Origin of the sequence: Rothia nasimurium (genome assembly GCF_928381705.1) — a bacterium.
Lineage (GTDB): Bacteria > Actinomycetota > Actinomycetes > Actinomycetales > Micrococcaceae > Rothia > Rothia nasimurium_G.
Map to the genome: position 1 here is coordinate 208201 of NZ_CAKMSR010000001.1, position 26061 is coordinate 234261.

The following is a 26061-nucleotide window of genomic DNA, read 5'->3' on the forward strand; positions in this document are numbered from 1 at the left end:
GATTTAGGCAGTTGCCTCGACCTTACGGCCTGCAAGTGACTTGAGAACAATATACATGAGTGCACCCACTACGGTACCTGCGATAGCGGCCACAAGGAACATGAGGGGGTTCTCAACCAGGGCGATGATCCAGACACCACCGTGGGGTGCGGGTGAGGCGACGCCTGCGCCCATGGAGATAGCACCGGCAACGGCTGCACCAACAACGGAGGACGGAATCACGCGCAGGGGGTCGGCGGTAGCGAAGGGGATGGCACCTTCGGAAATGAAGGAGGCACCCAGCAGCCAGGCTGCCTTGCCGTTTTCGCGTTCGGGAGCGCTAAAGAGCTTGGGGCGGACGGCGGTGGCCAGGGCCATAGCCAGCGGGGGTACCATACCGGAGATGATGACGGCCGCCATGACCTGCTGGGAAGCCAGGGTACCGGCGGAAAGACCGGCGGTGGCGAAGAGGTAGGCTGCCTTGTTGACGGGGCCGCCGAGGTCGAAGCCCATCATGGCACCCAGGATGATGCCCAGCAGAATGGCTGAGGCACCGGTCATGGAGTTGAGCCAGTTCTCAAGTGAGCTGGTGACCCAGGCCAGGGGGCCGCCGAGCAGGAAGAACATGAGGCCACCGGCGAAGAGGGTAGCAACCAGCGGGGTGATGACCACGGGCATCATGGATGCGAGCCAGCGGGGCAGCTTGAGCAGGGAGAGCCAGTAGGCGCAGAGACCTGCGAGCAGACCGGCGACGATACCGCCGAGGAAGCCACCGCCGACCATGACGGCAACAGAACCGGCGATGAAGCCGGGAGCGATGCCGGGGCGCTGGGCCAGGCCGTAGGCGATGTAGGCTGCCAGAATCGGAACCATGGCTCCCAGGCCGAAGGCACCGATGGTGTGCAAGGCAGCACCCAGGTAGAGGGAGAGGGGGGTGTCGCCCAGGTTGGTCAGGGAGGCACCGGAGAGGATGGCTTCGGTGTCAACGTCCCCCAGGTTGGGCATGGTGATGGCTTCGAGCATGAAGCCGATAGCCAGGATGATACCGCCCGCTGCCACGAAGGGAATCATGTAGGAGACGCCGGTCATCAGGGCCTTGTAGATGCGGGTGCCCCAGGAACCGCCCTCTTCTGCAGTTTCAGCGGAGTCAGCTGCACCTGCGGCAACGCGCTTGCCGTTGGGCTTCTCAGCTTCGGCAAGGGCTTCTTCAATCATGGCCTTGGGCTCGTCGATACCGCGCTTGACGGGGGCTTCAACGTAGGGCTTACCGGCGAAGCGTTCGCGGCCGCGCACCGGCAGGGCAACGGCGAAGACGACGGCGTCAGCTTCGTCGATTTCGGCCTGGGTGAGCTTGTCGCCACCGGATGAACCCTGGGGCTCAACCTTGAAGTCGTAGCCCAGCTCTTCGGCGGCGTACTTGAGACCGTCGGCTGCCATGTAGGTGTGGGCGATGCCGGTGGGGCAGTTGGTCACAGCCACGATCTTCTTGCGGCGGGCGGGGGCTTCTGCTTCAGCAGCAGCGGCTACGGAGCCGGACGCGGCGTCCGCAGCGGGTGCCTCAGCTGCCTTTTCGCGCAGCCCCAGGGCCTCTTCAACGAGGACGACGACCTCGTCGGCGGTCTTGGCTTCGCGCAGGGCTGCAGTGAAGGACTTCTTCATGAGGGAGCGGGCCATCTGAGAAAGAATCTTCAGGTGGGCTTCGTCGCCGTCTGCGGGAGCTGCGATGAAGAAGATGAGGTCGGCGGGGCCGTCCTTAGCGCCGAAGTCAACGGCGGGGTTGGGGCGAGCCATAGCCAGAGTGGGCTCGGTGACTGCTTCACTGCGGCAGTGGGGAATAGCGATACCACCGGGGATGCCGGTGTCGGTCTTTTCCTCGCGGGCACGCGCAGCAGCGTAGAGGGTCTCAAAGTCGGTGGCGCGGCCAGCACCTACGACGGCACCAGCTAGATGCTCGATGACATCGAAGCGGGTCTCGCCGAGGTTCTCATCGAGGCTGATGAGATCCGCAGTGATGAGAGCAGACATGTGCTCCTCCTCGGATTGTGTTTTAAGGGTTTGAGAATGTGGTTCGGTTGGGGTCTAGAGGGCCAGCTCGCGCAGGGTGACTGCTTCGGGCGTGGTTGATTCTAGGGTGGGCACCTGGGTGCCGGGGAGGGAGGCTGCAGCTGAGCCGTGGGCTACCGCCTGCACCAGGCATTCGGGCAGGGTTTTGCCCTGCTCGTGGGCAATCAGGAAGCCAGCCAGGGAGCAGTCGCCTGCGCCCACGGTGGAGCGCACCTTGATGGGGGCGTGGACGGCGTGCCAGGCGCCTTCTGCTGTCACCAGCACGGCTCCTCCCCCGCCGAGGGTAGCAAGGACCATTTCGACACCTCGGTCGACCAGTTCTTTGGCGGTAGCTGCGGTGAGTTCGGGGCTGGCTTCAAGCTCGTCCGCCATCTCGATTTTGCCGACCAGCTCAGCGAGTTCTTCGGAGTTGGGCTTGATGAGGTTGGGCATGCCGTCCAGGCCAACGAGGGCGTCGCGCAGGGCTGCACCGGAGGTATCAACGGCAACGCGGGGGGCTTTCTCGCCCAGGGACTCACGGATTGAGCGGCCCACAACGGCGTAGTAGTCGGAGGGGACGCCGGCGGGCAGGGACCCTGCCAGCACTAGCCAGGAGGCCTCGATGGTTTCCTTGATCATGAGGCGGGTCAGCTGCTGCTGGGCCACATCGTTCAGGGGCTCACCGGGGGCGTTGATCTTGGTGGTGGTGCCGTCGGGCTCAACGATGGTGATGTTGGAGCGGATCGGAGCGCCGATGGGCATGTTGACGAAGGGCACCTCGGCCTCTTTGAGGCTGGCCAGTACGGGGTCTTCGTTGTCGCCGGGCAGCACCGCTACGGTTTCGAAGCCGGAGATATTGAGGGCGCGGGCAATGTTCACGCCCTTGCCACCGGGGTCGGACACCGCCGCGACGGCGCGCTGAACGGCACCGCGCTTGATTTCGTGGTTCAGTTCCACGGTGCGGTCCATGCTGGGGTTAGCGGTTAGGGTAACGATCATGCGATAAGCACCTCTACGTTGGATTCTTCAAGCGCTGCGGCGAGTTCGCCTTCGGGCGCTTTATCGGTAATGAGAGTATCGATGTCTTCAAGCCCGGCAAAACGCACCAGGGACTCCTGGCCGAACTTGGCGGAGTCGCACAGGAGCACCACGCGGCGGGCTGACTTAACGATGGCGGTCTTGACGATGGCTTCGTTCAGACCGGGGGTGGAGAGCCCAAATTCGGCGTCCAGGCCGTTCACGCCGATAAAGGCGATGTCGGGGCGGATGGTTTCGAAGTGGGCAGCGGCGCGGGTACCCACAGCGGCCCAGGTCATCTTGCGCAGCTGGCCGCCCACCATATCGAGCACCACACCATCGGCTTCAGCCAGTTTCACGGCGATGTGAAGGGCGTGGGTGATGATGAGGCGGTCGGCGCCTGACTTGAGGGAGAAATCTGCGGCAGCAATGCGGTCGGCGAGGATTTCGATGGTGGTACCGGCGTCAAGAACTACCGCACCGGCGTCCGAGTCGCGCAGCAGCTCGTAGGCACGCAGGGCGATTTTCTGTTTTTCGGGGGTGTTCATGTTTTGACGTAGGGCGATAGACGACTCTACAGAGGTCGACTGCTCTACGGTTACGGCACCGCCGTGCACACGGCGCAGCTTACCGTCAGCTTCGAGGGCTGCTAGGTCACGGCGGACGGTTTCCATCGTGACTTCGTAGCGTCTAGCCAGGTCTGCGCCGTTGACACGGCGTGCAGAAGCTACAAGCTTCGCTATTTCGGCACGTCGTTCTTCAGCGAACATGTGTTTATCACCTTATACAACTGGAAGGTGGGTCGGGTGACCCTATCTACAGTTGATTTTATGTGGGTTTCTGTGGGCACGTCAATGTAAAACCCACGGTTACGGGTGTATTTCGGTGTTTTGGTTGGGTTTTTCGGTCACTTTCACTAGGGCCAGCGCCAAAACCCAACCGATAGCACACCCTAGGGTGTTGGCGAGGACGTCCAGGGGCGAGCTGGTACGCCCGGGCATGAAATGCTGGGTGGTTTCGATAGCCAGGGTACAGGCCAGACCGCCCAGGGGTACGAGCCAGGGGCGGGCCGGGCGCAGCAGCCAGGTGAAGAGAAAGCCGCCAGGTACAAACATGACCACGTTCGACAGCCATTCCACCTGCCCGTAGCCAAACCAACCGGGCAGCCAGCCGCGGGCGTGGCCGTCCGCAAGTATCCGGGCCAGGGTTTCACCCGACTCGCCGGAGTCAACGTGGGTGGGCCAGAGAACGATGAAGCCGACGGCAGCTACGTACAGGCAGGTGATGCCCCAGAGGAAGATACGTCCCACTAGGGCTTACCTACCAGCAGGGGCTCCTTGACCTCTAGCCAGTGGGCAAGACCCGGCAGGTCAACTTCGAAGGGTTCGGCGTTGGCGATAGTGCCGAATTCGCGGCCGTAGGTGGCAGAGAGGGCGCGGCGAATCAGGGAGCCGTGGGAGACGGCGATGACGCGCTGGCCCGGGTAGTCGCGGGCAATCTGGCGCAGCACCTTGATGCCGCGCAGGTAGACGGAGCGTTCGCTTTCAACGCCGCTGTAGTAGGCGTCGGGTTCCTTGCGGGCCTCGGCTGAAATGTCGAGCCCTTCGGCTTCGCCGTAGCCGCGTTCGACCAGGTCGTCGTAGGTGCGGTCGACGGTCAGACCGAAGGCTGCGCCGATAATTTCTGCGGTCTCGTGGGCGCGGGAGAGCGGGGACGACACCACCACATCGAACTCGAAACCCCGAGCCCTAAGAGAGGCAGCGGTCTCGTGGGCCTGGGCGCGGCCGGTGTCGTTGAGGGGAATATCGCTGGAGCCCTGCATGAGATGGGCCTTGTTCCAGTCGGTCTGGCCGTGGCGGATCAGCATGATAGAGGACGCCCGGCGGGCAGGTGCCAGGGGCACCACCTCACCGTTGTGGGGCACCAGCACTTTCTGGCCGGTGCGGGCGGTTTGCAGGCGGGAAATCAGCATGCCGTGCACCACGATAATCAGGTTCTGACCCGGGTAGTCGGCTTCAACCTGGTCAAGGGCGTCTTCAACGCGGGCTAGAAAGTCTGACAGGGGTTCGATGTCTGCGGTTTCGTTTTCGATTGTTTCCCAGAGGGCGGGGGTGTTAGTGACGCCTTCGAGCTCTTTGAAGGAGCGTTCTGCGAGGCCCGGGTAGGAGCCAAGGACGGGTAGGCCCAGCTCGTCAGCGATGATGCGGCCGGTTTCTGCGGCGCGGGAGAGGGGGGAGGTGACGACGCCGTGCCAGGTGAAGCCGGGGTGGGCGTCCGCTTGGGTCTTGGCGTATTCGAGCACGTTGTGGGCGGCGGCGAGCGCCTGGGCGCGGCCGGTGTCGTTGAGGGGTATGTCGCTGGAGCCCTGCAGGCGGTGTACGAGGTTCCAGTCGGTCTGTCCGTGTCGAATGAGTACGCTAGGCATGGGTTCTATTATCCCCTCCTAGCCCGCCGGGTTCGGGGTGGTGGGAGTGTTAGCTTGCTCCCGAGGCTCAGGGCTCAAGGCGCTCACAGAAAAGATGGTAAGTACCCGTGATACATCGTATGACCTCCCCCGCTCCGGTATGAGAGCATAGAACCATGTTTGAACTTCACTCAGCCCCCGCGAACTTTGCCCCCGCCTGCGCCGTCTTCGACTGCGACGGCGTCCTGCTCGACTCCGAAACCCTCTGGGGCGAAATCCAGGCCGAAATGTTCAAACACTACCGGGTAGAGCTCACCCCCGAACTCGAAGCCTCCCTCGTCGGCATCTCAGCCGGGGATCTTGCCGACCGTCTCTCAGCGCTCACCCCGCTGGCGTCCGAATTCGATGGCTCCCCCGAAGCCTTCCGCGACAGCGTCTACAGCACCATCACCACCACCGAATTCGACATCATCGACCGCGGCGTCACCGCCATCGACGGTGCTCTCAGAGCCATTCAGCTGCTCTCAGCCAAGATTCCCGTGGCGGTAGCGTCCAACTCCGGCGACAAGCTGCTGACCAAAAAACTCACCCACTTCGGCTACGCCCCCTACCTGGACACCTGGGTTTCCTTCCACGACGTCGAAGAAGGCAAGCCCGCCCCCGACATCTACCTCGAAGCAACCCGCCGCCTGGGCTTTGCCCCCGAGCAGGCCCTCACCGTGGAAGACTCCGTCACCGGCATGACTGCCGCAACCGCAGCTGGCACCAACTGCCTGATTTACCAGGTAGAGCCGGACGCCGCCACCCCCGCTCCCCTGCTGACGGCAGGTATCGGGCGGTTTAGCTCCTTCACCGACCCCGCCTTCCTCACCCAGCTTGAAACCTGGGTCGGGCACCTGCCCAACCGCCAGCGCTAGCTCACCCCAGGAGCCGCAGTGACACACACACCCAACTCCCCCGACCAGCAGCCCCAGCCCTCCCGCTACGGCCGCCGCCTCGAAGACCTCAGCGACGACGAACGCGCCTACTACCGCGAATTCCTACCGCCCCAGGCCCTGACCGGGCAGCAGGGGGCTGAAAAGCAGGTGCCGGGGCAGGCGTCCGCACCGCTCGGGTCAGGCACCACCGCCCACCCAGCGCGGACGAACCCCGACAGCCAGCGGGGTAAACGACCTCGCAGCCGCTGGTACTGGCTACCGCACTCCCTCACTATCGTGGCGGTGATTCTGGCGGTGGCATCTTTCTTGGTAGTGCCCGCTATCTACAGCGACGCGACCCCGGAACTACGCCGTAACTACGTGATTATGTGGGCAGAACTGGCCTTCTTCTTCCTACTCTTTGCTGCCCTGCTCTACGGAATCTTTGCCCTCTCCCGGTTCACTGACCACGACGATGAGGACGACGAGCGGCTCATGCGCCCCACCGATTTTGCTGAGCGCCTCTACGAGCAGGAGCTTGACCGCGGCACCGACCGAAGGGGCGGGGACGGGTCGGGTCTGGGCGGGCTCTATGACTCGTCCTGGATTAGCGGCAAGAAAAACGATTAGACGGCAAAAGGGCCGGCTCCCAGGGGAACCGGCCCTTAGCTACCCCGGTTTTTGTGCAAATACCCCCGTTTTTACCTGGGGTATCTGCACCGAAACTGGGGTATCTATCAGAAAGAGGGGCTGGCTGGCGGAAGAGGACGTGCGGACGCGCTTGGAGCCGGCTGGCTGGGGCTGGCATGAATTGCTCGTGAGCGCCAGCGAACCAGCAAGAAGGTTAGCCGGCAAAAGCGCATCCGCACGTCCTCCGAGCTACCTTATCGGCGCATGACCTTGCGGGCCAGCATGTTGCCCACCAGCTGGATGAGCTGCACCAGAATAATAATGACGGCGACAACCGACCAGGTGATGACCTCGTTGAAGCGCTGGTAGCCGTCCACCAGGGCGACCTTACCCAGGCCGCCACCGCCGATGTAGCCGGCCATAGCCGACATATCGACCACGCCGATGACCAGGAAGGTGTAGCCCAGGATTAGCGGGCCGAGGGCTTCGGGGATCATGACGGTGAAGAGAATACGCATCTTGGAGGCGCCCATGGCGCGGGCGGCCTCAATAACACCGGGGTCAATCGATACCATGTTCTGCTCGACGATGCGGGCGATGGCGAAGGTTGCGCCAAAGACCATGGCGAAGATGGCGGCGTTGACGCCCAGGCGGGTTCCGACCACCATCTGGGTCAGGGGTCCTAGGGCTGCGAGGAGGATGATGAAGGGGATGGGGCGTACCACGTTAACCACGACGTTCAGCAGGATATTGACGAAGCGGTTAGCCAGAATGTTGCCCTGGCGGGTGGTGTAGAGCAGCAGGCCGAAGATCATGCCCAGGGCACCGGCGACCAGCATGGTCAGTGAGACCATGTAGAGGGTGTCGCCGAGGGCGGGGATGAGTTTGTCGGTGACGAAGGTTGAGTCCACGGTTAGCGTACCTCCTGCACGCGGGTGACGGTCTTGAGTTCAGCGACCACAGCGTCGAGGCTGGTGACGTCGCCCAGCAGTTCGAGGGTGAGGTTGCCGTAGCTCTTACCTTGCAGGGTTTCGAGGCCGCCCTGCACGATGTTGAAGGAGACGTTGCGGGAGCCCAGGTAAGAGAGGACCTTGCCGATGCCGTTGTTGCCTTCGGTGATTTCGATGTTGATGAGGTAGCCCTTGTGGCGGGCTTTGAGGTCGGCAGCTTCGTCGCCTACGGGCAGGGACTTGACGGTGGTGCCCACGAAGCGGCGGGCAACTTCGGTTTGCGGGTTGGAGAAGACGTCGTAGACGTTGCCTGTTTCGACTACACGGCCGTTTTCCATGACGGCGACGCGGTCGGCGATGGTGGAGACGACGTCCATTTCGTGGGTAATGACGATGACGGTGATGCCCAGCTCGGCGTTGACCTTTTTGAGCAGGTCGAGCACTTCAGCGGTGGTTTCGGGGTCCAGGGCGCTGGTGGATTCGTCGGCGAGCAGCAGGGAGGGTGAGGTGGCGAGGGCGCGGGCGATACCGACGCGCTGCTTCTGGCCGCCTGAGAGCTGGTCGGGGTAGTTTTTGGCCTTGTCGGCGAGCCCTACGAAGTCGAGCAGTTCGGCGACGCGTTCGGCGCGCTTGGCCTTGTCCCAGCCCGCGATGATGAGCGGGAATTCGACGTTACCGGCGACGGTGCGGGAGTTCATGAGGTTGAACTGCTGGAAGATCATGCCGATGTTGGTGCGTACCTGGCGCAGTTGCGATTCGCGCTTGCCGGCGATTTCAAAACCGTCGACGGTGAGTGAGCCGGAGGTGATGGCTTCTAGGCCGTTGATCAGGCGTACCAGGGTTGATTTACCGGCACCGGAGTAGCCGATGATGGCGAAGATTTCACCCTTGTTGATGGTGAGGTCTACGCCGTTGACGGCGGTGACGGTTTTTTTGCCGACCTTGAACTCTTTGGTCACGTTGTTCAGCACGACCATGGGCTGGGGCCCGGTTGGCTGTAGTCGCTGTTCGGTCATGTCTTCTTCTTCGGTTGGGGGCTTGCTGTGGCTGCGGGCGGACGCACCTGCTGGGGTGGGTGCACAAAGCGGCAGCCGCTGCGGGGCTAGAGCTGGGCACCGGACGGGGCCGAAGTGTCTAGCCTACCGCAGGTTGGCTGCCGCTTATGGGGGTGCGTGAGCTAGCTCAAGGGTGAGCTTTCACCTAGTGTTTTAGCCGTTGCGCTTCTGCTCTTCGAGGGTTGCCAGGGTGGAGCGCAGTTCGGAGACGTCGGTGGTGACTTCAACTGCGGTGCCTTGGGTGTCTTCCTGTACCACTGCCTGGACTTCTTCGGTGTGGTAGAGCTCTACGATCTTCTTGTAGGTCTCGTTGTCGGCGTTATCGGCGGTGGAGACGAAGAGGTTGACGTAGGGGCGGGCTGACTCGTTAGCGGGGTCGTCCTGGGCCAGTGCGTCCTTGGGGTTCAGGCCGGCGTCCTTGAGGAAGTCGTTGTTGATGACGGAGCCGTCAACGGATTCGAGGGCGAGCACGGTCTGGGCTGCGTCGACGGGGGTGACGGTGACCTTGGAAGCAGCGGTGTCGACGTCGTCAACGGTGGGGCTGGTGGTTTCTGAGGTGAAGGAGACCAGGCCGTTAGCTTCGAGCAGCAGCAGGGCGCGTGCTTCGTTGACGGTGTCGTTGGGGATTGCGATTTCAGCGCCCTGGGGCAGCGCTGAGATGGAGTCGTGCTTGTTGGAGAACAGCGCCATGGGGTAGATAACGGTGGGGCCTACGATCTGCAGGTCGTCGTTAGCTTCTACGTTGTAGTTGGAGAGGTAGGCGATGTGCTGGAACCAGTTGAGGTCGATTTCGCCGGAGCTCAGGGCGGGGTTGGGCTGGGTGTAGTCGGAGAATTCAACGATTTCGATGTTGATTCCCTCTGCCTTTGCGACCTCGACGAGCTTGTCGTTGGAGGGGTCGGTGCCTACTACGCCGATTTTGACGACGTCGTCGCTGGAGGATGAGCCGCAAGCTGCAAGACCGAATGCGAGGGGTACGAGAGCCAGAGTGGCAACAAATTTCTTCACGGCTATGAATCTTTCTGTTGAGAAATAGTGGTGTGTGCGGCCACGGTTCAGCGGCACCGTCTCTAGCGCTGTGTGCTGATGTGGTTTCGGGCGGCCAGGCTAGACGCCTCTTCTATTAGAACACTGTGGCGCGACCGCTCCCCACTGCGGCTTCATTTTGGGTCATATGTCACGTGTGTGACCGCAACAAAAAGTTACGGCGTCATAAAACGTCATAAAAGGACGGCCGGGTTCAGCTTTCTTTTTCTGCAAGCCAGTTGGCCTGCCAGGAGGTGAGGCGGGCGCGAATACCCACAAAATGTTCGCTCATAAGCCGGGTGGCGGCGTCCGCGTCCTTATCTCGTATGGCCTCGTAGAGCTTGCGGTGGGCATCGAGCAGGGTGCAGGTTTGCCCCTCGTCGAGGGGGGCTACCGTATCGAGCACGCCAGAGATGTTGTTGTAGACCTGCCAGAAGACATCGAGCATGCGGGAGAGCAGCTCGTTGCCCAGAGGCTCGAAGATAGCGGCGTGGAAGCGCTGGTCGCATTCGGCCAGCCAGATGCCGTTGTGCACGCTGGCTTCCATATCGTCATAGGCGGCTTTGATTTTGGCCAGTTCGTCGGGGGTAATGACTGGGATGACCGCGCGTAATAAACCGACTTCGAGGGCTTCGCGCACTTCAACCAGCTCGAGGGCTTCTTGGCCGCCGTGGTAGAGGGCTAGTTGGCCCCGGAAACTCAGGGCTCGGGCCATGGATGTCAGGGCGTTGCCGCCCACGAAGGTGCCAAAGCCGTGGCGCACCTCGACAATACCAAGGGCCTCAAGCACTTTGAGGGCTTCCCGCACAGAATTTCGGCCCACCCCGAGCTCGTCAATGAGTTCTTGTTCGGTGGGCAAGGGGTCGCCCTGGCCCAGCTGGCGCCGGAAGATGAGGGCGATGATGTCGTTTTGCAGCTGCTGCTGGCGTTTTTGGGCCGCGCTCAGTGAGGACGCCGGGGGCGGGAAGGAGGGCAGGGCGGCTCCTGCCGGGGTGCTGGTGAATGAGTCGTGGTGGTTCATACTACTGATTCTTACATCTTCTGCTTGACCAAGTTAGACGTCCGTCACTACTATACAGGATATAGGTAGGACGTCCTACCTCCACTTTAGTTAGACAACCTCCCGCTCCTTCCCGGAGCGCAGCCCCTAAAGGAGTGAGACATCGATGTCACAGCTCACCCGAGTCAAGGAATTTGACACCTCACGTCGCGGCTTCTTCAAGATTGCCGGCGGTATCAGCGCAGCCACCGCCTTTGCCGCCTCCATCGCAGCCTGCGGTAACTCATCAACCACCACCGACTCGTCCGCTAGCGGCAACGCCGCAGGTGCCAACAACGACGGCACCATCACCGCCGCTATCGCCTACGACGTCTCCACCACCTTCGACCCCTCGCAGGCATCAGGCGCAGCCCCCTTCGCCGCCAACATGCACATCTTCGAGGGCCTCTACGGCCTCGACCCCGCTACCCGCGCGCGCTACAACGCCCTGGCAACCGGCGACCCCGAGGTCGTTGACGAGACCACCTACCGCGTCTCCCTGCGCGAAGGCGCTAAGTTCCACGACGGTGCAGCGGTCACTGCCGCAGACGTTGTCTCCACCTTCGAGCTCTACACCTCAGAAGAATCCCTCTTCAGCCAGTTCCTCTACTTCATCGACACCGTCACCGCCGTAGACGACGCCACCGTAGAGTTCAAGCTCAACCAGCCCTTCCCCCTCTTTGCCGACCGCATCGCCCTGGTCAACATCATGCCCGCTTCGGCAACTGACGACATCGAGGCCTTCGGCGCCCACCCCATCGGCTCCGGCCCCTACAAGTTCGTCTCTGCCACCAAGGGCGACCACATCGCCTTCGAGCGTTTCGATGACTACAACGGCCCCCGCCCCGCTCTCGCTAAGAACATGAAGTGGCTGATCCTGGTAGAGTCCTCAGCCCGTGTTACCGCTATGAGCTCCCAGCGCGTTCAGGCCATCGAGTCCGTGCCCTACGACAGCATCCCCGTACTGGAGAACACCAACGGCGTCACCGTTGAATCGGTGCAGTCTTTCGGCCTGCTCTTCATGATGTTCAACTGCGCCAAGGCCCCCTTCGACAAGAAGGAAGTACGTCAGGCCCTCTTCTACGCCATCGACATCGAGAAGGTCATCTCCACCGGTCTGCTGGGCAACGCCACCGCAGCCACCTCCTTCCTGCACAAGGAGCACCCCGACTACGCCGAGGCCTCCACCGTCTACACCTACGACAAGGCCAAGGCCCAGCAGCTGCTCAAGGACGCCGGGGTTGAGAACCTCTCCATCACCCTGCGCACCACCGACCACGACTGGGTCAAGCAGTGCTCCCAGCTGGTACAGGAATCCCTCAAGGACGCCGGCGTCGAGGTCAACCTGCAGGACTCCCAGAGCTCATCCCTCTACTCCGACTACGTTGACACCGGCGACTTCGACGTCGTCCTAGCTCCCGGCGACCCCTCCGTCTTCGGCAACGACCCCGACCTGCTGCTCTCCTGGTGGTACCGCGGTGCCACCTGGCCCGAGAAGCGTTTCCGCTGGTCAACCACCGAAGAATACGCCCAGCTGCAGGACGCCATGGCCAAGGCCGTCGCATCAGACAGCCCCGATTGGAAGGGCATCTTCGACATCGTGGCAGAGAACGTCCCCCTCTACCCCCTCTTCCACCGCAAGCTGCCCACCGCTTGGTCGGCTGATACCCTCACCGACTTCGCCCCCATTCCCACCACCGGCCTGTCCTTCCAGAACGTAGGCACCACTCAGGCCTAGGTGGTTCCACCGGCCCAGCCTCCCCCAGCTGGATCAGCCGGTAACCCGTGAAAAGGTAACCCCATTTCCACACATCACACCCCCTTTTCACACCCCGCTCGGCACCTGCCCGCCCTCTACTGGGCAGGTGCCGGGCCCCACACAAGACCTCTAACCCCACCGGGGCGCCCATCCACCCCCAAGCTGCCCCGGCCCCGTCCTAAAACTTCAGGGAGCCAGACCCGTGTCAAACTTTCTCAGACTGCTCGGCAGGCGCCTTATCGCCCTGCCCATCATGATTCTGGGCGTCACCATCTTGGTCTTCGTCATCCTGCAATTCACCCCCGGCGACCCAGCAACCATCGCCCTGGGTGAAGGCGCCTCAGAAGAAGCCAAAGAAGCCTACCGAGAATCACGGGGCCTCAACGACCCACTCATCGTTCAGTACTTTGCCTTCCTCTCCCGGCTCATCCGCTTTGACCTGGGCATGACCACCCCTCCTGCCCAGCCCGTTATCGACCAAATCAAGGTCGCCTTCCCCACCACCTTGCAGCTGACCTTCCTGGGCGTGCTGATTGCGGCGGTAGCCTCCCTGGTTCTGGGCGTCATTGCGGCCCTCTACCGTGACCGCTGGCCCGACCAGATTATCCGTGTGCTCTCCATGGCCTCCATCGCAACCCCCTCCTTCTGGCTGGGTATTCTGATGATTCAGTACTTCGCCCTGGGCCTGGGCTGGTTCCCCACCGGCGGCTCCGCCCCTCCCGGGAGCGGCTTTGGCACCTGGCTCTCCCACATGTTCCTGCCCGCGGTGGCCCTCGCTATCCCAGTTAGCGCATCACTGACCCGCACCGTCCGCACCTCCATGGTTGAAGAACTCGACAAGGACTACGTGCGCACCGCCATCGGCAACGGCGTTCCCCGCCGCGAGGTCATCACCAAGAACGTGCTGCGCAACGCCCTCATCACCCCGGTCACCGTGCTCGGCCTGCGCATCGGCTACCTACTCGGCGGCGCCGTGGTCATCGAAATGATCTTCTCCCTCAACGGCATGGGCAACCTCATCTTCATCGGCATCACCGGCAACGACATCAACCTGGTTCAGGGCGTCGTGCTCACCATCGCCGTCACCTTCGTGCTCGTCAACATCATCGTTGACCTGCTCTACCTACTCATCAACCCCCGTATCAGGAGCGTCTAACCATGCGTAGCGGACTAGCAGAACGCCTCTCAGCGCCAGGCATCCGATTCAGGGCGCTCCCCACAGGCTCCAAAATCGCCCTCAGCTTCCTCGCCATCATCGCCCTAATCGCGATTTTCGCCCCCTGGCTGGCCCCCCACGACCCGCTGGCCTCCACCGGTGCCCCCATCGGCGCACCCAACTCCGAGTACCTCTTCGGTACCGACCGCCAGGGCCGCGACATCCTCTCCCGTCTGATGTACGGTGCCCGTGCCTCCCTACAGGTCGGCCTGGGCGCTGTGGCCCTAGCTCTCATCATGGGCGGTATTCTTGGCGCCCTGGCAGCCACCAGCTCCAAGTTTGTCTCCGAACTGATTATGCGCGTCATGGACGTGCTCATGGCCTTCCCCGGTATCGCCCTGGCAGCCGTCCTGCTGGCTTCCCTGGGCAACTCGGTCGGCACCATCATCTTCACCATCGCCGTGGTCTACACCCCGCAGCTAGCCCGTGTGGTCCGTGCCCAGGTGCTAGCCGCCTGGGACGAGGACTACGTCCGTGCTGAGCGCGTCATGGGAGCACCTCGCTTCTACATCCTGCTCAAGCACGTTGTCCGCAACACCATCGCCCCCGTGCTGGTCTTCGCCACGGTCATGGTCGCCGACGCTATCATCCTCGAAGCCTCCCTCAGCTTCCTCTCCGCCGGTGTGCGCCCGCCTAACCCCTCCTGGGGTAACGTCATTGCCGACGGCCGTGCCCTGGTACTGGCAGGCGGCTGGTGGGCTACCACCTTCGCAGGTGCCGTCATTCTGCTGACCGTGCTGGCCCTCAACGTGCTCTCTGAGGGCATGACCGACGCCATGGTCAACCCCAAGCTGCGTCGCAAGGTCAAGATTGACGACTCCTCCGTTATTGCTGGCACCACCGCCGGTGCCCTGACCGCAGCGCCCTCCACCGCCGACGATAAGTCCATCGCAGCTGCCTCCCCCGAGGCCCAGGAGCAGGACGCAGCCCCCTGGGGCGAGCCCGTCAAGCACGCCGGCTCCCGCTCGGCAGCCGAAAGGGACGCCGTCGCCGCAGCCAACCTGGCAGGGGTGCTGGAGGAACTCAAGAGCGCAGAAACCCGCCGTACCGACCGCCTACAGGCGGACGCGTCCGCCCGCGTCATTCTGGAAGTCAAAGACCTCTCCATCTACTTCCCCGAACGCTTCGGCGACACCCCCGTGGTCGACCGTGTCTCCTTCACCGTCACCGAGGGTCAGACTATGGGCCTGGTGGGTGAATCAGGTTCCGGTAAGTCCATTACCTCCCTGGCAATTATCGGCCTGCTCGATAAGAAGGCCAAGATTACCGGCTCCGTGCTCTTTGAAGGCCAGGAACTGGTAGGGGCCTCAGAGGCCGAGTTCCAGAAGCTGCGCGGCTCGGTGATTTCCATGGTTTACCAGGACGCCCTGAGCTCACTGAACCCCTCCATGCTCATCAAGGATCAGATGAAGCAGCTCACCCGCCGCGGTGGCCGCAAGAGCCCCGAGGAGCTCCTGCGCCTGGTCAAGCTCGACCCCGAGCGCACCCTGGCCTCCTACCCCCACGAGCTCTCCGGCGGTCAGCGCCAGCGCGTCCTCATCGCTATGGCCCTCTCCCGCTCCCCCAAGCTGGTCATTGCCGACGAGCCCACCACGGCCCTCGACGTCACCGTCCAGGCCGAGGTCATTAAGCTCCTCAACGAGCTGCGGGAACAGCTGGGCTTCGCCATGATCTTCGTATCCCACGATCTAGCCCTGGTAGCCCAGGTCGCCCACCGCATCTCGGTCATGTACGCCGGCCAAATCGTAGAAGCAGGCGCTACCAGCCAGCTTCTGAGCAACCCCATGCACGAGTACACCCGGGGCCTGCTCGGCTCCGTGCTCTCCATCGAATCTGGCTCAGAGCGCCTCTACCAGATTCCCGGCACTGTGCCTTCCCCCTCCGACTTCGCCACCGGCGACCGCTTCGCCCCCCGCTCCCAGCGCCCCGATGCTGACCCCGAGCAGAAGCTGGTCTTCACCCCCGTCACCGGCGATACCGACCACCACTGGGCCTCCCACCTGGCCCCCGCCCCTACCTCACAGGAGACAGCATGAACACCCAACCTGTGACCCCCGCAGCAGAAAACCTGCTCAACACCACCGGCCGGGCCGCCGTCCGCCGCGTCAGCGAGCCCATCATCGAGCTCAAAGACGTGCAGGTCTACCACCGGGCCCGTACCGGCGGCATCTTCAAGCCCAATATCGTCAAGGCTGTAGACGGGGTGAACCTGGCCATCCGCCGCGGCGAAACCATCGGCCTGGTCGGCGAATCGGGCTGCGGCAAGTCCACCCTGGCCTCGGTTATCGTGGGCCTGCAAAAGCCCACCGGGGGCGACGTGCTCTTCAAGGGCAAGAGCGCTCTCAAGCGCAATGCGGCCCTGCGTAAGGAGTTCGGTTCGGACGTCTCCATCGTCTTCCAGGACCCCTCCACCGCCCTCAATCCCCGCATGACCGTGCAAGACATCCTCAAGGACCCCCTGGACGTCCACGGCATCGGTGATAAGGCCGGGCGCGACCGCCGCGTCCGTGAGCTCCTACACCTGGTGGGCCTGCCCGCCTCAGCAGCGGACGCCCTACCCTCCCAGATCTCTGGCGGCCAGCGCCAGCGCGTCGCCATCGCCCGCGCCCTGGCCCTGGAACCCAAGGTGATTGTGGCCGACGAACCCACCAGCGCCCTCGACGTCTCGGTGCGCGCCCAGGTGCTCAACCTGCTCTCAGACCTCAAGGAAGAGCTCTTCCTCGGCATGGTCTTCATTTCCCACGACATTCAGACCGTCCGCTACGTCTCTGACCGTATCTGCGTGATGAATAAGGGAAAGATCGTCGAAGAAGGCAGCGCCGAACAGGTCTTCGATACCCCCAGCCAGGACTACACCCGCACCCTGCTCGGGGCGGCCCCCACCCTGCTTCACGTCTAAACCACCCACCCGGGCGGCGCGGCCCCTCACAGTCGAGCCACCGCGCCGCCCCTACCCCACCAAGGAGAACACCCCATGACCGCACCCGCTTTCTCCGGCGTCATCCCGCCCCTGCTCACCCCCCGCACCGCTGACGGTGCCCTCGACATTCCCTCCCTGCGCCGCCTCATCGACCACCTCATCGACGGCGGAGTAGACGGCATCTTCGCCCTGGGTTCCTCATCCGAGGTCCTCTACCTGACCAATGAAGAACGTGAAACCGTACTCAAAACCTGCGTGGACGCCATCGCCGGCCGGGTCCCCCTCATCGTTGGCATCAACGATATGACCACCGCCCGCGTCATCGACGAAGCCAAGCGCCTACTGGCCATCGGCGGTGAGGCCATCGTCGTTACCAGCCAGTTCTACGCCATCGACAATGCCTTCGAAGAAGAACGCCACTTCCGCGCCATCGCCGATGCCGTCGACGTCCCCGTTTTCGCCTACGACGTACCGGTCCGCACCAAGCAGAAGCTCCCCCTGCCCCTGCTCACCAAGCTAGCCCGCGAGGGCGTCATTGCAGGCGTTAAAGACTCGTCCGGCGACGACGTCTCCTTCCGCCAACTCACCCTCGCTACCCGCGACCTCGACGGCTTCGCCGCTTTCACCGGCCACGAAGTTGTCTGCGACGGCGCCATGCTCTCAGGCGCCGCAGGACTGGTCCCCGGTCTCGGCAACGTTGATCCCGCAGGCTACAAGCGCCTCTACGAGGCAGCCCGCGCAGGCGACTGGGAAACCGCCCGCACTGAACAGGACCGCCTGGCTAAGCTCTTCGACATCGTCTTTGTCGAAACCCCCAGCGTCTCCGGCGGTGCAGCAGGCCTTGGCGCCTTCAAAACCGCCCTGCAGGTCATGGGAGTTCTTGACTCCAACACCATGTCCCAGCCCATGGAAACCCTCGGCGACACCGAAACCCAGCGCATCCGCGCTATCGTCGAATCAGTAGGGCTCATCTAGCCCCCTCCACCTGAGAAAGGGACGCTTTCATGACCAGCCAGCCCGTAGCACTCACCGCAGATCTCGGCGGCACCAAAACCGCCCTCGGCATCGTCTCCCCCACCGGCGACGTCCTGCACCGCGACAAAATCCCCACCCAGGCCCAAGCCGGAGGGACCAAACTCGCCGAGCACACCGCGTCCGCCCTCGCCGACCTCGCCGACCTGGCCCGCAGCCGCGGCTACCAGCCCGTCGGCATCGGTATCGGATCCGCAGGCGTCATCGGTGAAGAAGGGCAGGTCATTACCGCGGCCAACCTCATCCACGATTGGAGTGGCACCCCGCTGGCAGCCATCGTCACCGACCGCACCGGCCTGCCGGCCTACGCCGTCAATGACGTCCACGCCCACGCCCTGGGTGAAGCCTGGCAGGGTGCCACCTCCACCGCCGAAACCAGCCTCATGGTAGCCTTCGGTACCGGCGTTGGCGGCTCCTACATCAGCGGTGGTACCCAGATGAGAGGAGCCCATTCCCTAGCAGGGCACGTGGGCCACTTCTCCTCCCCCTGGGCAGTCGGCATCACCTGCACCTGCGGCGGAACAGGCCATGTAGAAGCCGTTGCCTCCGGCACCGGCATCGTCTCCAGCTACCACCGCCTCGGCGGCGAAAGCCCCGCCGCCAACCTCTTCGACCTTGAACACCTGGCCGATGCAGGTGACCCTATCGCCTGTGACGCCATCGCCCTTGGAGCCCGCGCCGCCGGTATCGCCCTCGGGGACCTAGCCACCATCCTCGACCCCCACCTCATCGTCGTCTCCGGGGGTGTAGTTAACCTCGGCAAACGCTGGTGGAACGACATGGCTGCCGCCTACCTCGGCGCCGCCCTGGGGCAGGCTGCCGAAACCACCATCGTCCGCGCCACCCTCGGCTCCGACGCACCCCTGCTCGGGGCTGCCACCCTCATCCCCGACTTCGTCACCCGCTAGGAGAAACATCGTGTTCACTCTCGACCAGCTCACCGACCTCCTCGCAGGCCAGCTCATCGTCTCCGCCCAGGCCTACCCCGGCGAGCCCATGCGCGACCCCCGCACCACCGGCCAGGTCGCTGCCTCAGCCGTCCTCGGCGGGGCCGCCGCCGTACGCGTGCAGGGCCTGGCAGATATCCAGTTCACCCGCACCGCCGTTGAGGTCCCCGTCATCGGGCTCTGGAAGGACGGCCACGACGGCATCTTCATCACCCCCACCCTGCACCACGCCCTAGCCGTCGCCCAGGCAGGAGCCCACATCGTCGCCCTCGACGGGACCCTACGGGACCGCCCCGATGGGCTCACCCTCACCCAGGTCATCACCGAAGTACATGCCTCAAGCAACGCCCTGGTTATGGCCGACTGCGATTCCCTCGACTCAGCCCTCGCAGCCGCCGAGGCCGGAGCCGACTTCATCGGCACCACCCTGGCCGGCTACACCGGCGCCCGCCCCAAAACCAACGGCCCCGACCTCGAGCTCCTTGAAGCCATCGCCGCCCGTAACCTGGGCCGCCCCCTCATCGCAGAAGGACGCGTGCACACCCCGGCCCAGGCTAAAGCAGCCCTCGACGCCGGAGCCCACGCCGTCGTCGTCGGCACCGCCATCACCCACCCGATTTCTATTACGGGTTGGTTTAAAGAGGCAATGACTCAATAAATAAAAAAAGGCCGGGGCAACATTTACACCCCGGCCCTTTTTATATATTTTTATGCCCCGATATTTTCTGGCTTTTGGAAAAAGGGAATATTGTTTTGGGCAAAACGGTAATATTCTGCATTTTTAAGCTGGGAGGCCGCTGCCTCGTCGATAACCACGGTAACGTCGGGGTGCAGCTGCAAAATCGAACCGGGGCAAGAGGCAGTCACCGGGCCCTCGGCCATACCAGCAATAGCGGCCGCCTTGTTCTCGCCGTCAGCAACCAGCACAATTTTGCGGGCTTCCATGATGGTACCGATTCCCTGAGTCAGGCAGTGAACCGGAACCTTTGAGGTATCACCGTCAAAGAAACGGGCATTGTCTGCCACCGTCTTGGGGGCCAAAGTCTTGATGCGGGTACGCGAAGCCAGGGAGGATCCAGGCTCGTTAAAGCCTATATGCCCGTTGGCGCCTATACCGAGAATCTGCACGTCAACACCACCTTCAGCCTTGATAGCTGCCTCGTAGGCGGCGCACTCGGCAGGAATATCTTCAGCCATGCCATTGAGCACGTGCACCCGCTCAGCACTCAGGCCCACCTTCTGCACCACCTGGTCATCGATGACACTGCGGTAAGACTCCGGGTGGGCAGGGTCAAGCCCCACATACTCATCGAGAGCGAAGGCGCTCACAGCACTCACATCGAGGCCCGCCTGCACTTTAGCCGCAAGGTGCTCATAGGTACTCTCAGGCGATGAACCGGTTGCCACACCCCACACGGTTGAGGTGCCCCGCTGATTATTTCGCTCGGTCACCATAGCAATAAGTGATGCGGCATAAGCTCCCGCTTGATCCTTTGAATCACATATAATTATTTCCATAAGAATATAGTACGAAAATATATGTATAAATACCCGCCAGCACAACAATATGACGTATTGATAAGGGGCCCTCATGCCACGCACCATTCTTTTTCATTCACTTCGCCATCTCACCCCGCAGAGTAGCCCCACGGTCTGGGTGCTGGCAGAGGGCGAGCGCCTGCTGGCCATGGGCGAAGGTGAGAGCTGGCGGGAGGAGCTGACGGCAGATCAGCTGGCCTCTGCCCAGGTGCGCGAGGCTGGCAGCTGGCTCTTGGCCCCCGGCTTTACCGATATTCACTGTCACGGTGGGGGCGGCACTGCCTTTGAAGATGCCCCTGATGTTGCCCCTGCCCTGCGCGTGCACGGGCAGGCGGGGACGTCCGCCCTGGTGGCCTCTCTGGTGTCTAACCCGCTAGAGCAAATGCAGGCCAGTATGGACCAGCTCCTGCCCCTAATGGATCAGAAGGTACCGGGGCAGGCCCGTCTGGTGGGCTTTCATGCTGAGGGGCCCTTTATTTCCCCGGCCCATAAGGGGGCCCATGCCCCCGAGGCCCTGCGCACCCCCACACCCGATGCCCTGGAACAGCTCTGGGAGGCCTCAGAAGGTAGGCTCCTGCAGATTACCTTGGCCCCCGAGACCGACCCCGGCTTGGCCACTCTGCAGCGCTGTGTGGAGCTGGGAATCAAGGTAGCGGTCGGGCATACCGACGCCACCTATGACCAGGCTAAAGCTGCCTTCGACGAGGGCGCGTCGCTACTGACTCACACCTTCAATGCCATGCGCCCCCTTCACCACCGTCAGCCCGGCCCGGTGGCCGCTGCCGCAGACAGCTCCCACGTCACCCTGGAGGTTATTTGCGACGGGGTCCACGTACACGGGCCCATGGTGCGGGCCGCCTTCGCCCTGGCGCCGGGGCGGGTAGCTCTGGTCACCGACGCTATGGCCGCTGCCGGTTGCGCGGACGGCCCCTACCGGCTGGGTTCTTTGGCGGTAGAGGTGCAGGACTCGGTTGCCCGCATCAGGGGCACCGAAACGATTGCCGGGAGTACGCTTACCCTAGCGCGGGCTGTGGAGCAGGCTGTCACCTTCGGCGTTCCCCTGGCAGAAGCAGCCAGGGCTGCTACCAGCGTCCCCGCCACTGCCCTCGGCCTAGCAGAGCCCGCAGACAGCTACGCCCTGCTGGGGGCGGACGGCTCCCTGCAGGGCGTGTTGCGAGGTTAGCTCTTTACTTGATGTATTTGGCTTCGAGGCTTTCGCGCACCTTGCGGCGCAGGGTCTTGCCCAGCATGGAGCGGGGCAGCTCCTCAACCTCGTAGTAGTTCTTGGGCACCTTGTAGCGGGTCAGGCGCTCGTAGCAGTGCTGTTTGAGCTCTTCGGGGTCGATAGCGTGGCCCTCGGCGGGGATGATTGCGGCGGTGACCTTTTCGCCGCCGGAGCCGTCCGGTAGACCAACTACGGCGCAGTCCGCTACCGAGTCGTGCTGTTTGAGCACGTTTTCAACCTCGGTGGGTGAGACGTTGAAGCCGCCGGTGATGATGACTTCCTTGATGCGGTCAACGATTTCGATGAAGTAGTCGTGGTCCAGGCGTACGATGTCGCCGGTGCGTAGCCAGCCTCCGGGGAGCAGGGTTTTGCTGGTGTCTTCGCCGCGTTTCCAGTAGCCGCGCATGACCTGGGGGCCGCGTACCAGCAGTTCGCCTTCGGCGCCGTCGGGGACGTCCTGGAGGGTTTCGGGATCAACGACGCGGATATCGGTTGAGGGGAAGGGTACGCCAATAGAACCGGCTCGGCGGGTGGAGTTGAGGGGGTTGCAGGAGACCAGGGGTGAGCATTCGGAGAGGCCGTAGCCCTCTACGAGCAGGCCCCCGGTGGCTTCTTCCCATTCTGCGACGAGTTCGGTGGGCAGGTGCATAGCACCAGAGACCGCATAACGGATACCCTGCAAAGAGACGTTGCGCTTCTTGGCTTCTTCAAGCATGCGGCGGTAGACCGGGGGAACTGCGGGCAGAATCGTGGGTGTTGTTTTTTTCATGGCCCGGAAGATCAGGTCCATGTCTACGGTGGGGAAGAGCACCAGGCGTGCCTTACACACTGCCGCGATGGTCTGCCCCAGGGTCATGCCGTAGGCGTGGAAGAGGGGCAGGACGGCGTAGATGACCTCATCGTTGCCGGGCTGGATCCACTCTTCACCCATGCGGCCGTTTGATTCGAGGTTGCGGTGGGTGAGCATGACGCCCTTGGGCAGGCCGGTGGTGCCCGAGGTGTATTGCAGTAGCGCCAGGTCGTAGGCGGTAGGACGGTGGTGGTCGGCGGCCAGGGGCTGGTTCTTCATGAACTGGCGCCAGGGGGTGGTGCCGCGGGCGGTGCCTTCGAGTTTTTCGCGGGATTCCTTGAGGCTGCCGATGGGCAGCTTGAGGGCGGTGCGCATGGTGAAGGGCATCTCTTCGATCATGTTGACCGCGTAGATGTTCTTGGGGCGGATGTCGGCGGGCAGGGAGGTGATGTTGTCGGCGATTTTGTCCCAGACGATGGCGGCCTTTGCCCCGTGGTCTTCGAACATGTGGCGCAGTTCAGCTGAGGTGTAGAGGGGGTTGTGTTCTACAACGACGGCGCCCAGGCGCAGGATCGCGTAGAAGGCCACAATGTGCTGGGGGCAGTTGGGCAGGACGAGGGCAACGCGGTCCCCGTGCTGGATACCGGCCTTGCGGAGGCCTTCGGCAACGCGCAGAATCTGGTCACCCAGTTCACCGTAGGTGGTGGTGGCACCGAAGAATTCCAGGGCAATTTTCTGGGGAACGGTGCGCACGGCTTCAGCCATAAGGTGGCTCAGCGAGGTTTCCGGCAAAGCAACGTCCCTGTTGCTTTCTGGCCGGTAGTTCTTAACCCAGGGGCGGTGGGCCAGGGGGAAGTCGTTGTCGTTGTGGGGTGAGTTTTCGGCTGACTGCATACACACGATTGTGCCACAGCGGGGCTAGAGCTGACATACTTAGGGGTATGGCTCGACGTAGAAATGACGATATTAGCCCCGAGGAATTCCGGGAGCTCATGCGTGAGATTAATAAGCGCATGATTATTGCCGGCCTCATTGTGATTGGGGTTGGCCTGGCAATCATTGGTCTGATGACCCTGGCCTATGGAGGTTAGTATGACGAACTGGGATGAGCTGCGCGCCGGTAAGAGCGTTTTTGAGCAGATGACGGCGGGGTTCGCCTACCGCCCGGACGAGGAGTGCGCCGATACCCACTACCGGGTGGTGGAGCTGGTGGAGGAATACACCCGGCTGTACCGGGCCCGCGATAGCCGCAAGCGAGAGGTGCTAGCCCAGATTGTGGGGTCCCTCGGTGAGGGCTCCACGATTCGCCCCTCGGTTGCCTTTGATTACGGGGTCAATACCCATATTGGGGCGGGTTGTTTCTTCAACTTTGGTTGCGTCTTCCTTGACGTTGCCCCCATTACCTTTGGCGATGCCGTCCTGGTGGGCCCCAACGTGCAGTTTTTGACGCCCACCCACCCCCTTAACCCGGTAGACCGCGAGGCCCTGTGGGAGGGTGGTCTGCCCATTACGGTGGAGCGCAATGTCTGGATTGGTGGCGGGGCGATTCTCTGCCCGGGCGTCACCGTGGGTGAGAACGCTGTGATTGGTGCCGGTGCGGTGGTGACCAAGGACGTCCCCGCTAACGCCGTGGTGGTCGGTAATCCCGCCCGGGTGATTAAGTATGTGGGCGCCGATGAGCGCCCCACCGATCCGGCCCACCAGTACAGCCCCCAGGCTCTGGGGCTGGCGTAAGTATTTTTTGTAGAAAGGGGTGTTGCCGGTGACCGATCAGCCTAAGAACCGCTGTGATTTTGATGAGTGGGACGCTGTCTTTGAGGACTCTGACCCCACCCGGGTGCTCGACCCGCATACCTTCGGGCAGGACGCTGGCAGCAGCCAGGCGCCCACCCCTGCGGACGCCGGGGTCTCGGCTACCCGCTACCAGCGCAGCCCGCAGGCGGGCCAGGAGTACCAGCAGACCGCACCGGCCCAGGTACAGCCCCAGCCCCCGCAGCAGGTTTATTCTGCTGAACCGGCAACTCCTGCCCAGCCGGTGCAGGCGGTGCCGGCGTCCACCTACCCGGCAGCACATCTAGGGGCGACGGCTCCCGCCGCTGCCCTCAAGCGGGTGCAGTTTATCCCGGCTTTCTGCGGCGCCCTGGTCGCCTACGCCCTGGCCACCGGCAGCCTGGCCCTAGCCCGCACGGTGATGGGTGTTCTAGGAGTTTCTACCTACAGCGGCCTGACCGAGACGGTTCTAGCTGTCACTGCCCCTGCCAGCCGCACCCAGGCCCTGCCCTGGCTTATCACGGTCGCCGTCCTTATTGCGCTGGCCTTTGGGTTTGCAGGCTACACCGCCTCGCGCATGACGGCCCTAGCCCCCAGCAAGCAGGCTGTGGGCGTCCTGGCTGTTAGCACCCTGGGCGTTCTGCTTGCCACCCTGCTCACCTGGGCAACCGCCCAGCTGGCCTCCCCACTTGCCCCCGCCTACGCCCTTCAACCCCTCCTCACCCCTGACCTGGCTATCGGCGCCCTCACCGCCCTGGCCACCGGCGTCCTGGCCCTGGTTGGCGCCCTCATAGGGGCCGGGCTGGGTACCCGCTACCATCGGGCCCTGACCGGCGCGGACGCTCGACCCCACTAAGACAGCAGAAGCGCGTCACAGCGCCCACAGTTCAGCCCACGAAGCACACTTTGCCTGTAAAATATTTTCGTAAGAAAAATACCCCAGTCTGCTCACCGCACCACACACAGCAACCGATGAGCAGCCACCGCCCACCGGTGAAGGTTGCGCCAGCACACGAGGTAAGTAGGGATCATGAGCGTAGTACGCGTAGGCATTGTCGATGACCACGAAGTCGTCCGCGAAGGTATGCGAGCAGTCGCAGCAGGCGCCAGCGAAATCGAACTGGTCGCCGCAGCCCCCACCGCAGCCGACCTGCTTGTTGCTCTGGGCCGCAGTCTCTCCGACCCCTCGTCCGCTGACCTGGGCAAGCTCAAGCGCGACTGCGACGTCGTACTACTCGACCTCTCCCTGCAAGATAAGTCCCGCCCCTCAGAAAACGTCGATATTCTGCAGCGCGCTGGCATTAAGGTGCTCATCTTCAGCATCGGCGAGAACCCCGGCCTGATTCGTGAAGCCCTCAAAGCAGGGGCCCTGGGCCTGGTGCGCAAGTCAGAACCTCTGGAACACGCCCTGGCAGAAGCCAAGAACATAGCCGAAGGCAAGGCCGTTGTCACCAAGGAACTGGCAGCAGCAATCGACGGTGACCACGAGTTCTCCCGCGCCAACCTCTCACCCCGCGAGCAGGAAACCCTGCGTCTCTACGCCTCAGGTTTTGCGCAGGTGCAGGTAGCCCGCCGTATGGGCATCAAGCAGTCCGCTGTTAAGACCAACATCGACCGCATCCGCGAAAAGTACGCCCGCGTCGGCCGCCCCGCCCCCACCAAGATTGACCTGCGTATTCGCGCCATCGAAGACGGCCTGGTCGACTCCATGGAAGACACCTCCACCGCAGACCGCAACCTCTAAGTAGCGAAGACCTAAGGACGCACCCTGTCTACCACCACCGGCGGCGCCTCCCGGGACCT

General features: G+C 63.1%; 25 protein-coding genes. 14 read left to right on the forward strand and 11 right to left on the reverse strand.

What is annotated here, in order from left to right; all coding sequences use genetic code 11:
* Positions 1-3: 3 nt before the first annotated feature.
* The 5 genes from L6762_RS00975 to L6762_RS00995 form a co-directional block, all read right to left on the reverse strand.
* A complete protein-coding gene (locus tag L6762_RS00975) occupies positions 4-2004 on the reverse strand; it encodes a PTS fructose transporter subunit IIABC (protein ID WP_237185141.1) in 2001 nt (666 codons plus the stop codon).
* 54 nt (positions 2005-2058) lie between these two features.
* Positions 2059-3021, reverse strand: coding sequence for a 1-phosphofructokinase family hexose kinase (locus L6762_RS00980; RefSeq protein WP_237185142.1), 963 nt, complete (start codon positions 3019-3021; stop codon positions 2059-2061).
* A complete protein-coding gene (locus L6762_RS00985; protein ID WP_185174084.1) occupies positions 3018-3809 on the reverse strand; it encodes a DeoR/GlpR family DNA-binding transcription regulator in 792 nt (263 codons plus the stop codon). The genes L6762_RS00980 and L6762_RS00985 overlap by 4 nt, the downstream gene beginning before the upstream one ends.
* A gap of 99 nt (positions 3810-3908) precedes the next feature.
* The gene (locus L6762_RS00990) at positions 3909-4349 is read right to left on the reverse strand and encodes a VanZ family protein (RefSeq protein ID WP_237185143.1); all 441 of its coding nucleotides are present in this window, start codon (positions 4347-4349) and stop codon (positions 3909-3911) included.
* Positions 4349-5464 (reverse strand): histidine phosphatase family protein, encoded by a 1116-nt coding sequence (locus L6762_RS00995; protein ID WP_237185144.1) that lies wholly within the window; start codon positions 5462-5464, stop codon positions 4349-4351. The genes L6762_RS00990 and L6762_RS00995 overlap by 1 nt, the downstream gene beginning before the upstream one ends.
* 155 nt (positions 5465-5619) lie before the next feature.
* Between L6762_RS00995 and L6762_RS01000 the strand changes: the two genes are divergently transcribed.
* Both L6762_RS01000 and L6762_RS01005 read left to right on the forward strand, forming a co-directional pair.
* Positions 5620-6360: an HAD family hydrolase gene (locus L6762_RS01000; protein ID WP_237185145.1), complete on the forward strand. Its 741-nt coding sequence runs from the start codon at positions 5620-5622 to the stop codon at positions 6358-6360.
* A gap of 18 nt (positions 6361-6378) precedes the next feature.
* Entirely contained in the window at positions 6379-6990 is a 612-nt protein-coding gene (locus tag L6762_RS01005; protein ID WP_237185146.1) for a hypothetical protein, read from the forward strand.
* A gap of 254 nt (positions 6991-7244) precedes the next feature.
* Here L6762_RS01005 and L6762_RS01010 read toward each other — a convergent pair whose 3' ends face one another.
* The 4 genes from L6762_RS01010 to L6762_RS01025 form a co-directional block, all read right to left on the reverse strand.
* Positions 7245-7844: a methionine ABC transporter permease gene (locus L6762_RS01010; RefSeq protein WP_185174719.1), complete on the reverse strand. Its 600-nt coding sequence runs from the start codon at positions 7842-7844 to the stop codon at positions 7245-7247.
* Positions 7845-7903: 59 nt separating this feature from the next.
* On the reverse strand, positions 7904-8956 hold the full coding sequence (locus tag L6762_RS01015; protein WP_237185147.1) for a methionine ABC transporter ATP-binding protein: 1053 nt from the start codon (positions 8954-8956) through the stop codon (positions 7904-7906).
* A gap of 192 nt (positions 8957-9148) precedes the next feature.
* On the reverse strand, positions 9149-10003 hold the full coding sequence (locus L6762_RS01020; RefSeq protein WP_237185148.1) for a MetQ/NlpA family ABC transporter substrate-binding protein: 855 nt from the start codon (positions 10001-10003) through the stop codon (positions 9149-9151).
* Positions 10004-10235: 232 nt separating this feature from the next.
* Complete coding sequence (locus tag L6762_RS01025; RefSeq protein ID WP_237185149.1) at positions 10236-11042, reverse strand: FadR/GntR family transcriptional regulator; 807 nt, start codon at positions 11040-11042, stop codon at positions 10236-10238.
* Positions 11043-11187: 145 nt separating this feature from the next.
* Between L6762_RS01025 and L6762_RS01030 the strand changes: the two genes are divergently transcribed.
* The 7 genes from L6762_RS01030 (at position 11188) to L6762_RS01060 (ending at position 19592) form a co-directional block, all read left to right on the forward strand.
* Positions 11188-12798 carry an ABC transporter substrate-binding protein gene (locus L6762_RS01030; protein ID WP_237185150.1) on the forward strand — a complete coding sequence of 537 codons (1611 nt, stop codon included), beginning with the start codon at positions 11188-11190 and terminating at the stop codon, positions 12796-12798.
* A gap of 223 nt (positions 12799-13021) precedes the next feature.
* Positions 13022-13975 carry an ABC transporter permease gene (locus L6762_RS01035; RefSeq protein ID WP_135013284.1) on the forward strand — a complete coding sequence of 318 codons (954 nt, stop codon included), beginning with the start codon at positions 13022-13024 and terminating at the stop codon, positions 13973-13975.
* A 2-nt stretch (positions 13976-13977) separates the two neighbouring features.
* A complete protein-coding gene (locus L6762_RS01040; protein ID WP_237185151.1) occupies positions 13978-16071 on the forward strand; it encodes a dipeptide/oligopeptide/nickel ABC transporter permease/ATP-binding protein in 2094 nt (697 codons plus the stop codon).
* Positions 16068-16934, forward strand: a complete 867-nt coding sequence (locus L6762_RS01045; protein ID WP_237185152.1) for an ATP-binding cassette domain-containing protein — start codon at positions 16068-16070, stop codon at positions 16932-16934. The genes L6762_RS01040 and L6762_RS01045 overlap by 4 nt, the downstream gene beginning before the upstream one ends.
* Positions 16935-17009: 75 nt before the next feature.
* Positions 17010-17930: a dihydrodipicolinate synthase family protein gene (locus tag L6762_RS01050; RefSeq protein ID WP_237185153.1), complete on the forward strand. Its 921-nt coding sequence runs from the start codon at positions 17010-17012 to the stop codon at positions 17928-17930.
* A gap of 29 nt (positions 17931-17959) precedes the next feature.
* Positions 17960-18895: an ROK family protein gene (locus L6762_RS01055; protein WP_237185154.1), complete on the forward strand. Its 936-nt coding sequence runs from the start codon at positions 17960-17962 to the stop codon at positions 18893-18895.
* 7 nt (positions 18896-18902) lie between these two features.
* Positions 18903-19592 (forward strand): N-acetylmannosamine-6-phosphate 2-epimerase, encoded by a 690-nt coding sequence (locus L6762_RS01060; RefSeq protein ID WP_237185279.1) that lies wholly within the window; start codon positions 18903-18905, stop codon positions 19590-19592.
* Positions 19593-19642: 50 nt separating this feature from the next.
* Here the strand turns inward: L6762_RS01060 and nagB are convergent, their stop codons facing one another.
* Positions 19643-20452, reverse strand: a complete 810-nt coding sequence (nagB, locus tag L6762_RS01065) for a glucosamine-6-phosphate deaminase (protein WP_237185155.1) — start codon at positions 20450-20452, stop codon at positions 19643-19645.
* A 73-nt stretch (positions 20453-20525) separates the two neighbouring features.
* Between nagB and L6762_RS01070 the strand changes: the two genes are divergently transcribed.
* Complete coding sequence (locus L6762_RS01070) at positions 20526-21656, forward strand: N-acetylglucosamine-6-phosphate deacetylase (protein ID WP_237185156.1); 1131 nt, start codon at positions 20526-20528, stop codon at positions 21654-21656.
* Positions 21657-21660: 4 nt separating this feature from the next.
* On the opposite strand, the gene L6762_RS01075 is transcribed toward L6762_RS01070, so the two are convergent.
* Complete coding sequence (locus L6762_RS01075) at positions 21661-23382, reverse strand: long-chain-fatty-acid--CoA ligase (RefSeq protein WP_237185157.1); 1722 nt, start codon at positions 23380-23382, stop codon at positions 21661-21663.
* 47 nt (positions 23383-23429) lie between these two features.
* Here L6762_RS01075 and L6762_RS01080 point away from each other — a divergent pair, with 47 nt between their 5' ends.
* From L6762_RS01080 to L6762_RS01095, 4 genes are all read left to right on the forward strand, one after another.
* Positions 23430-23579, forward strand: a complete 150-nt coding sequence (locus L6762_RS01080; protein ID WP_237185158.1) for a hypothetical protein — start codon at positions 23430-23432, stop codon at positions 23577-23579.
* 1 nt (position 23580) lies between these two features.
* Complete coding sequence (locus L6762_RS01085; protein WP_237185159.1) at positions 23581-24222, forward strand: sugar O-acetyltransferase; 642 nt, start codon at positions 23581-23583, stop codon at positions 24220-24222.
* Positions 24223-24250: 28 nt separating this feature from the next.
* Complete coding sequence (locus L6762_RS01090) at positions 24251-25114, forward strand: hypothetical protein (protein ID WP_237185160.1); 864 nt, start codon at positions 24251-24253, stop codon at positions 25112-25114.
* Between the two features lie 174 nt (positions 25115-25288).
* A complete protein-coding gene (locus L6762_RS01095) occupies positions 25289-26002 on the forward strand; it encodes a response regulator transcription factor (protein ID WP_237185161.1) in 714 nt (237 codons plus the stop codon).
* The last annotated feature ends 59 nt before the right edge of the window (positions 26003-26061 follow it).

Coding starts and splice junctions, on each gene's coding strand:
- L6762_RS00995 (WP_237185144.1), bottom strand. CDS start 5,464: ATGCCTAGCGTACTCATTCGACACGGACAGACCGACTGGAACCTCGTA.
- L6762_RS01030 (WP_237185150.1), top strand. CDS start 11,188: ATGTCACAGCTCACCCGAGTCAAGGAATTTGACACCTCACGTCGCGGC.
- L6762_RS01010 (WP_185174719.1), bottom strand. CDS start 7,844: ATGGTCTCACTGACCATGCTGGTCGCCGGTGCCCTGGGCATGATCTTC.
- L6762_RS00975 (WP_237185141.1), bottom strand. CDS start 2,004: ATGTCTGCTCTCATCACTGCGGATCTCATCAGCCTCGATGAGAACCTC.
- L6762_RS01050 (WP_237185153.1), top strand. CDS start 17,010: ATGACCGCACCCGCTTTCTCCGGCGTCATCCCGCCCCTGCTCACCCCC.
- L6762_RS01000 (WP_237185145.1), top strand. CDS start 5,620: ATGTTTGAACTTCACTCAGCCCCCGCGAACTTTGCCCCCGCCTGCGCC.
- L6762_RS01075 (WP_237185157.1), bottom strand. CDS start 23,382: ATGCAGTCAGCCGAAAACTCACCCCACAACGACAACGACTTCCCCCTG.
- L6762_RS01025 (WP_237185149.1), bottom strand. CDS start 11,042: ATGAACCACCACGACTCATTCACCAGCACCCCGGCAGGAGCCGCCCTG.
- nagB (WP_237185155.1), bottom strand. CDS start 20,452: ATGGAAATAATTATATGTGATTCAAAGGATCAAGCGGGAGCTTATGCC.
- L6762_RS01045 (WP_237185152.1), top strand. CDS start 16,068: ATGAACACCCAACCTGTGACCCCCGCAGCAGAAAACCTGCTCAACACC.
- L6762_RS01095 (WP_237185161.1), top strand. CDS start 25,289: ATGAGCGTAGTACGCGTAGGCATTGTCGATGACCACGAAGTCGTCCGC.
- L6762_RS01085 (WP_237185159.1), top strand. CDS start 23,581: ATGACGAACTGGGATGAGCTGCGCGCCGGTAAGAGCGTTTTTGAGCAG.
- L6762_RS01040 (WP_237185151.1), top strand. CDS start 13,978: ATGCGTAGCGGACTAGCAGAACGCCTCTCAGCGCCAGGCATCCGATTC.
- L6762_RS00980 (WP_237185142.1), bottom strand. CDS start 3,021: ATGATCGTTACCCTAACCGCTAACCCCAGCATGGACCGCACCGTGGAA.
- L6762_RS01055 (WP_237185154.1), top strand. CDS start 17,960: ATGACCAGCCAGCCCGTAGCACTCACCGCAGATCTCGGCGGCACCAAA.
- L6762_RS01015 (WP_237185147.1), bottom strand. CDS start 8,956: ATGACCGAACAGCGACTACAGCCAACCGGGCCCCAGCCCATGGTCGTG.
- L6762_RS01070 (WP_237185156.1), top strand. CDS start 20,526: ATGCCACGCACCATTCTTTTTCATTCACTTCGCCATCTCACCCCGCAG.
- L6762_RS00985 (WP_185174084.1), bottom strand. CDS start 3,809: ATGTTCGCTGAAGAACGACGTGCCGAAATAGCGAAGCTTGTAGCTTCT.
- L6762_RS01080 (WP_237185158.1), top strand. CDS start 23,430: ATGGCTCGACGTAGAAATGACGATATTAGCCCCGAGGAATTCCGGGAG.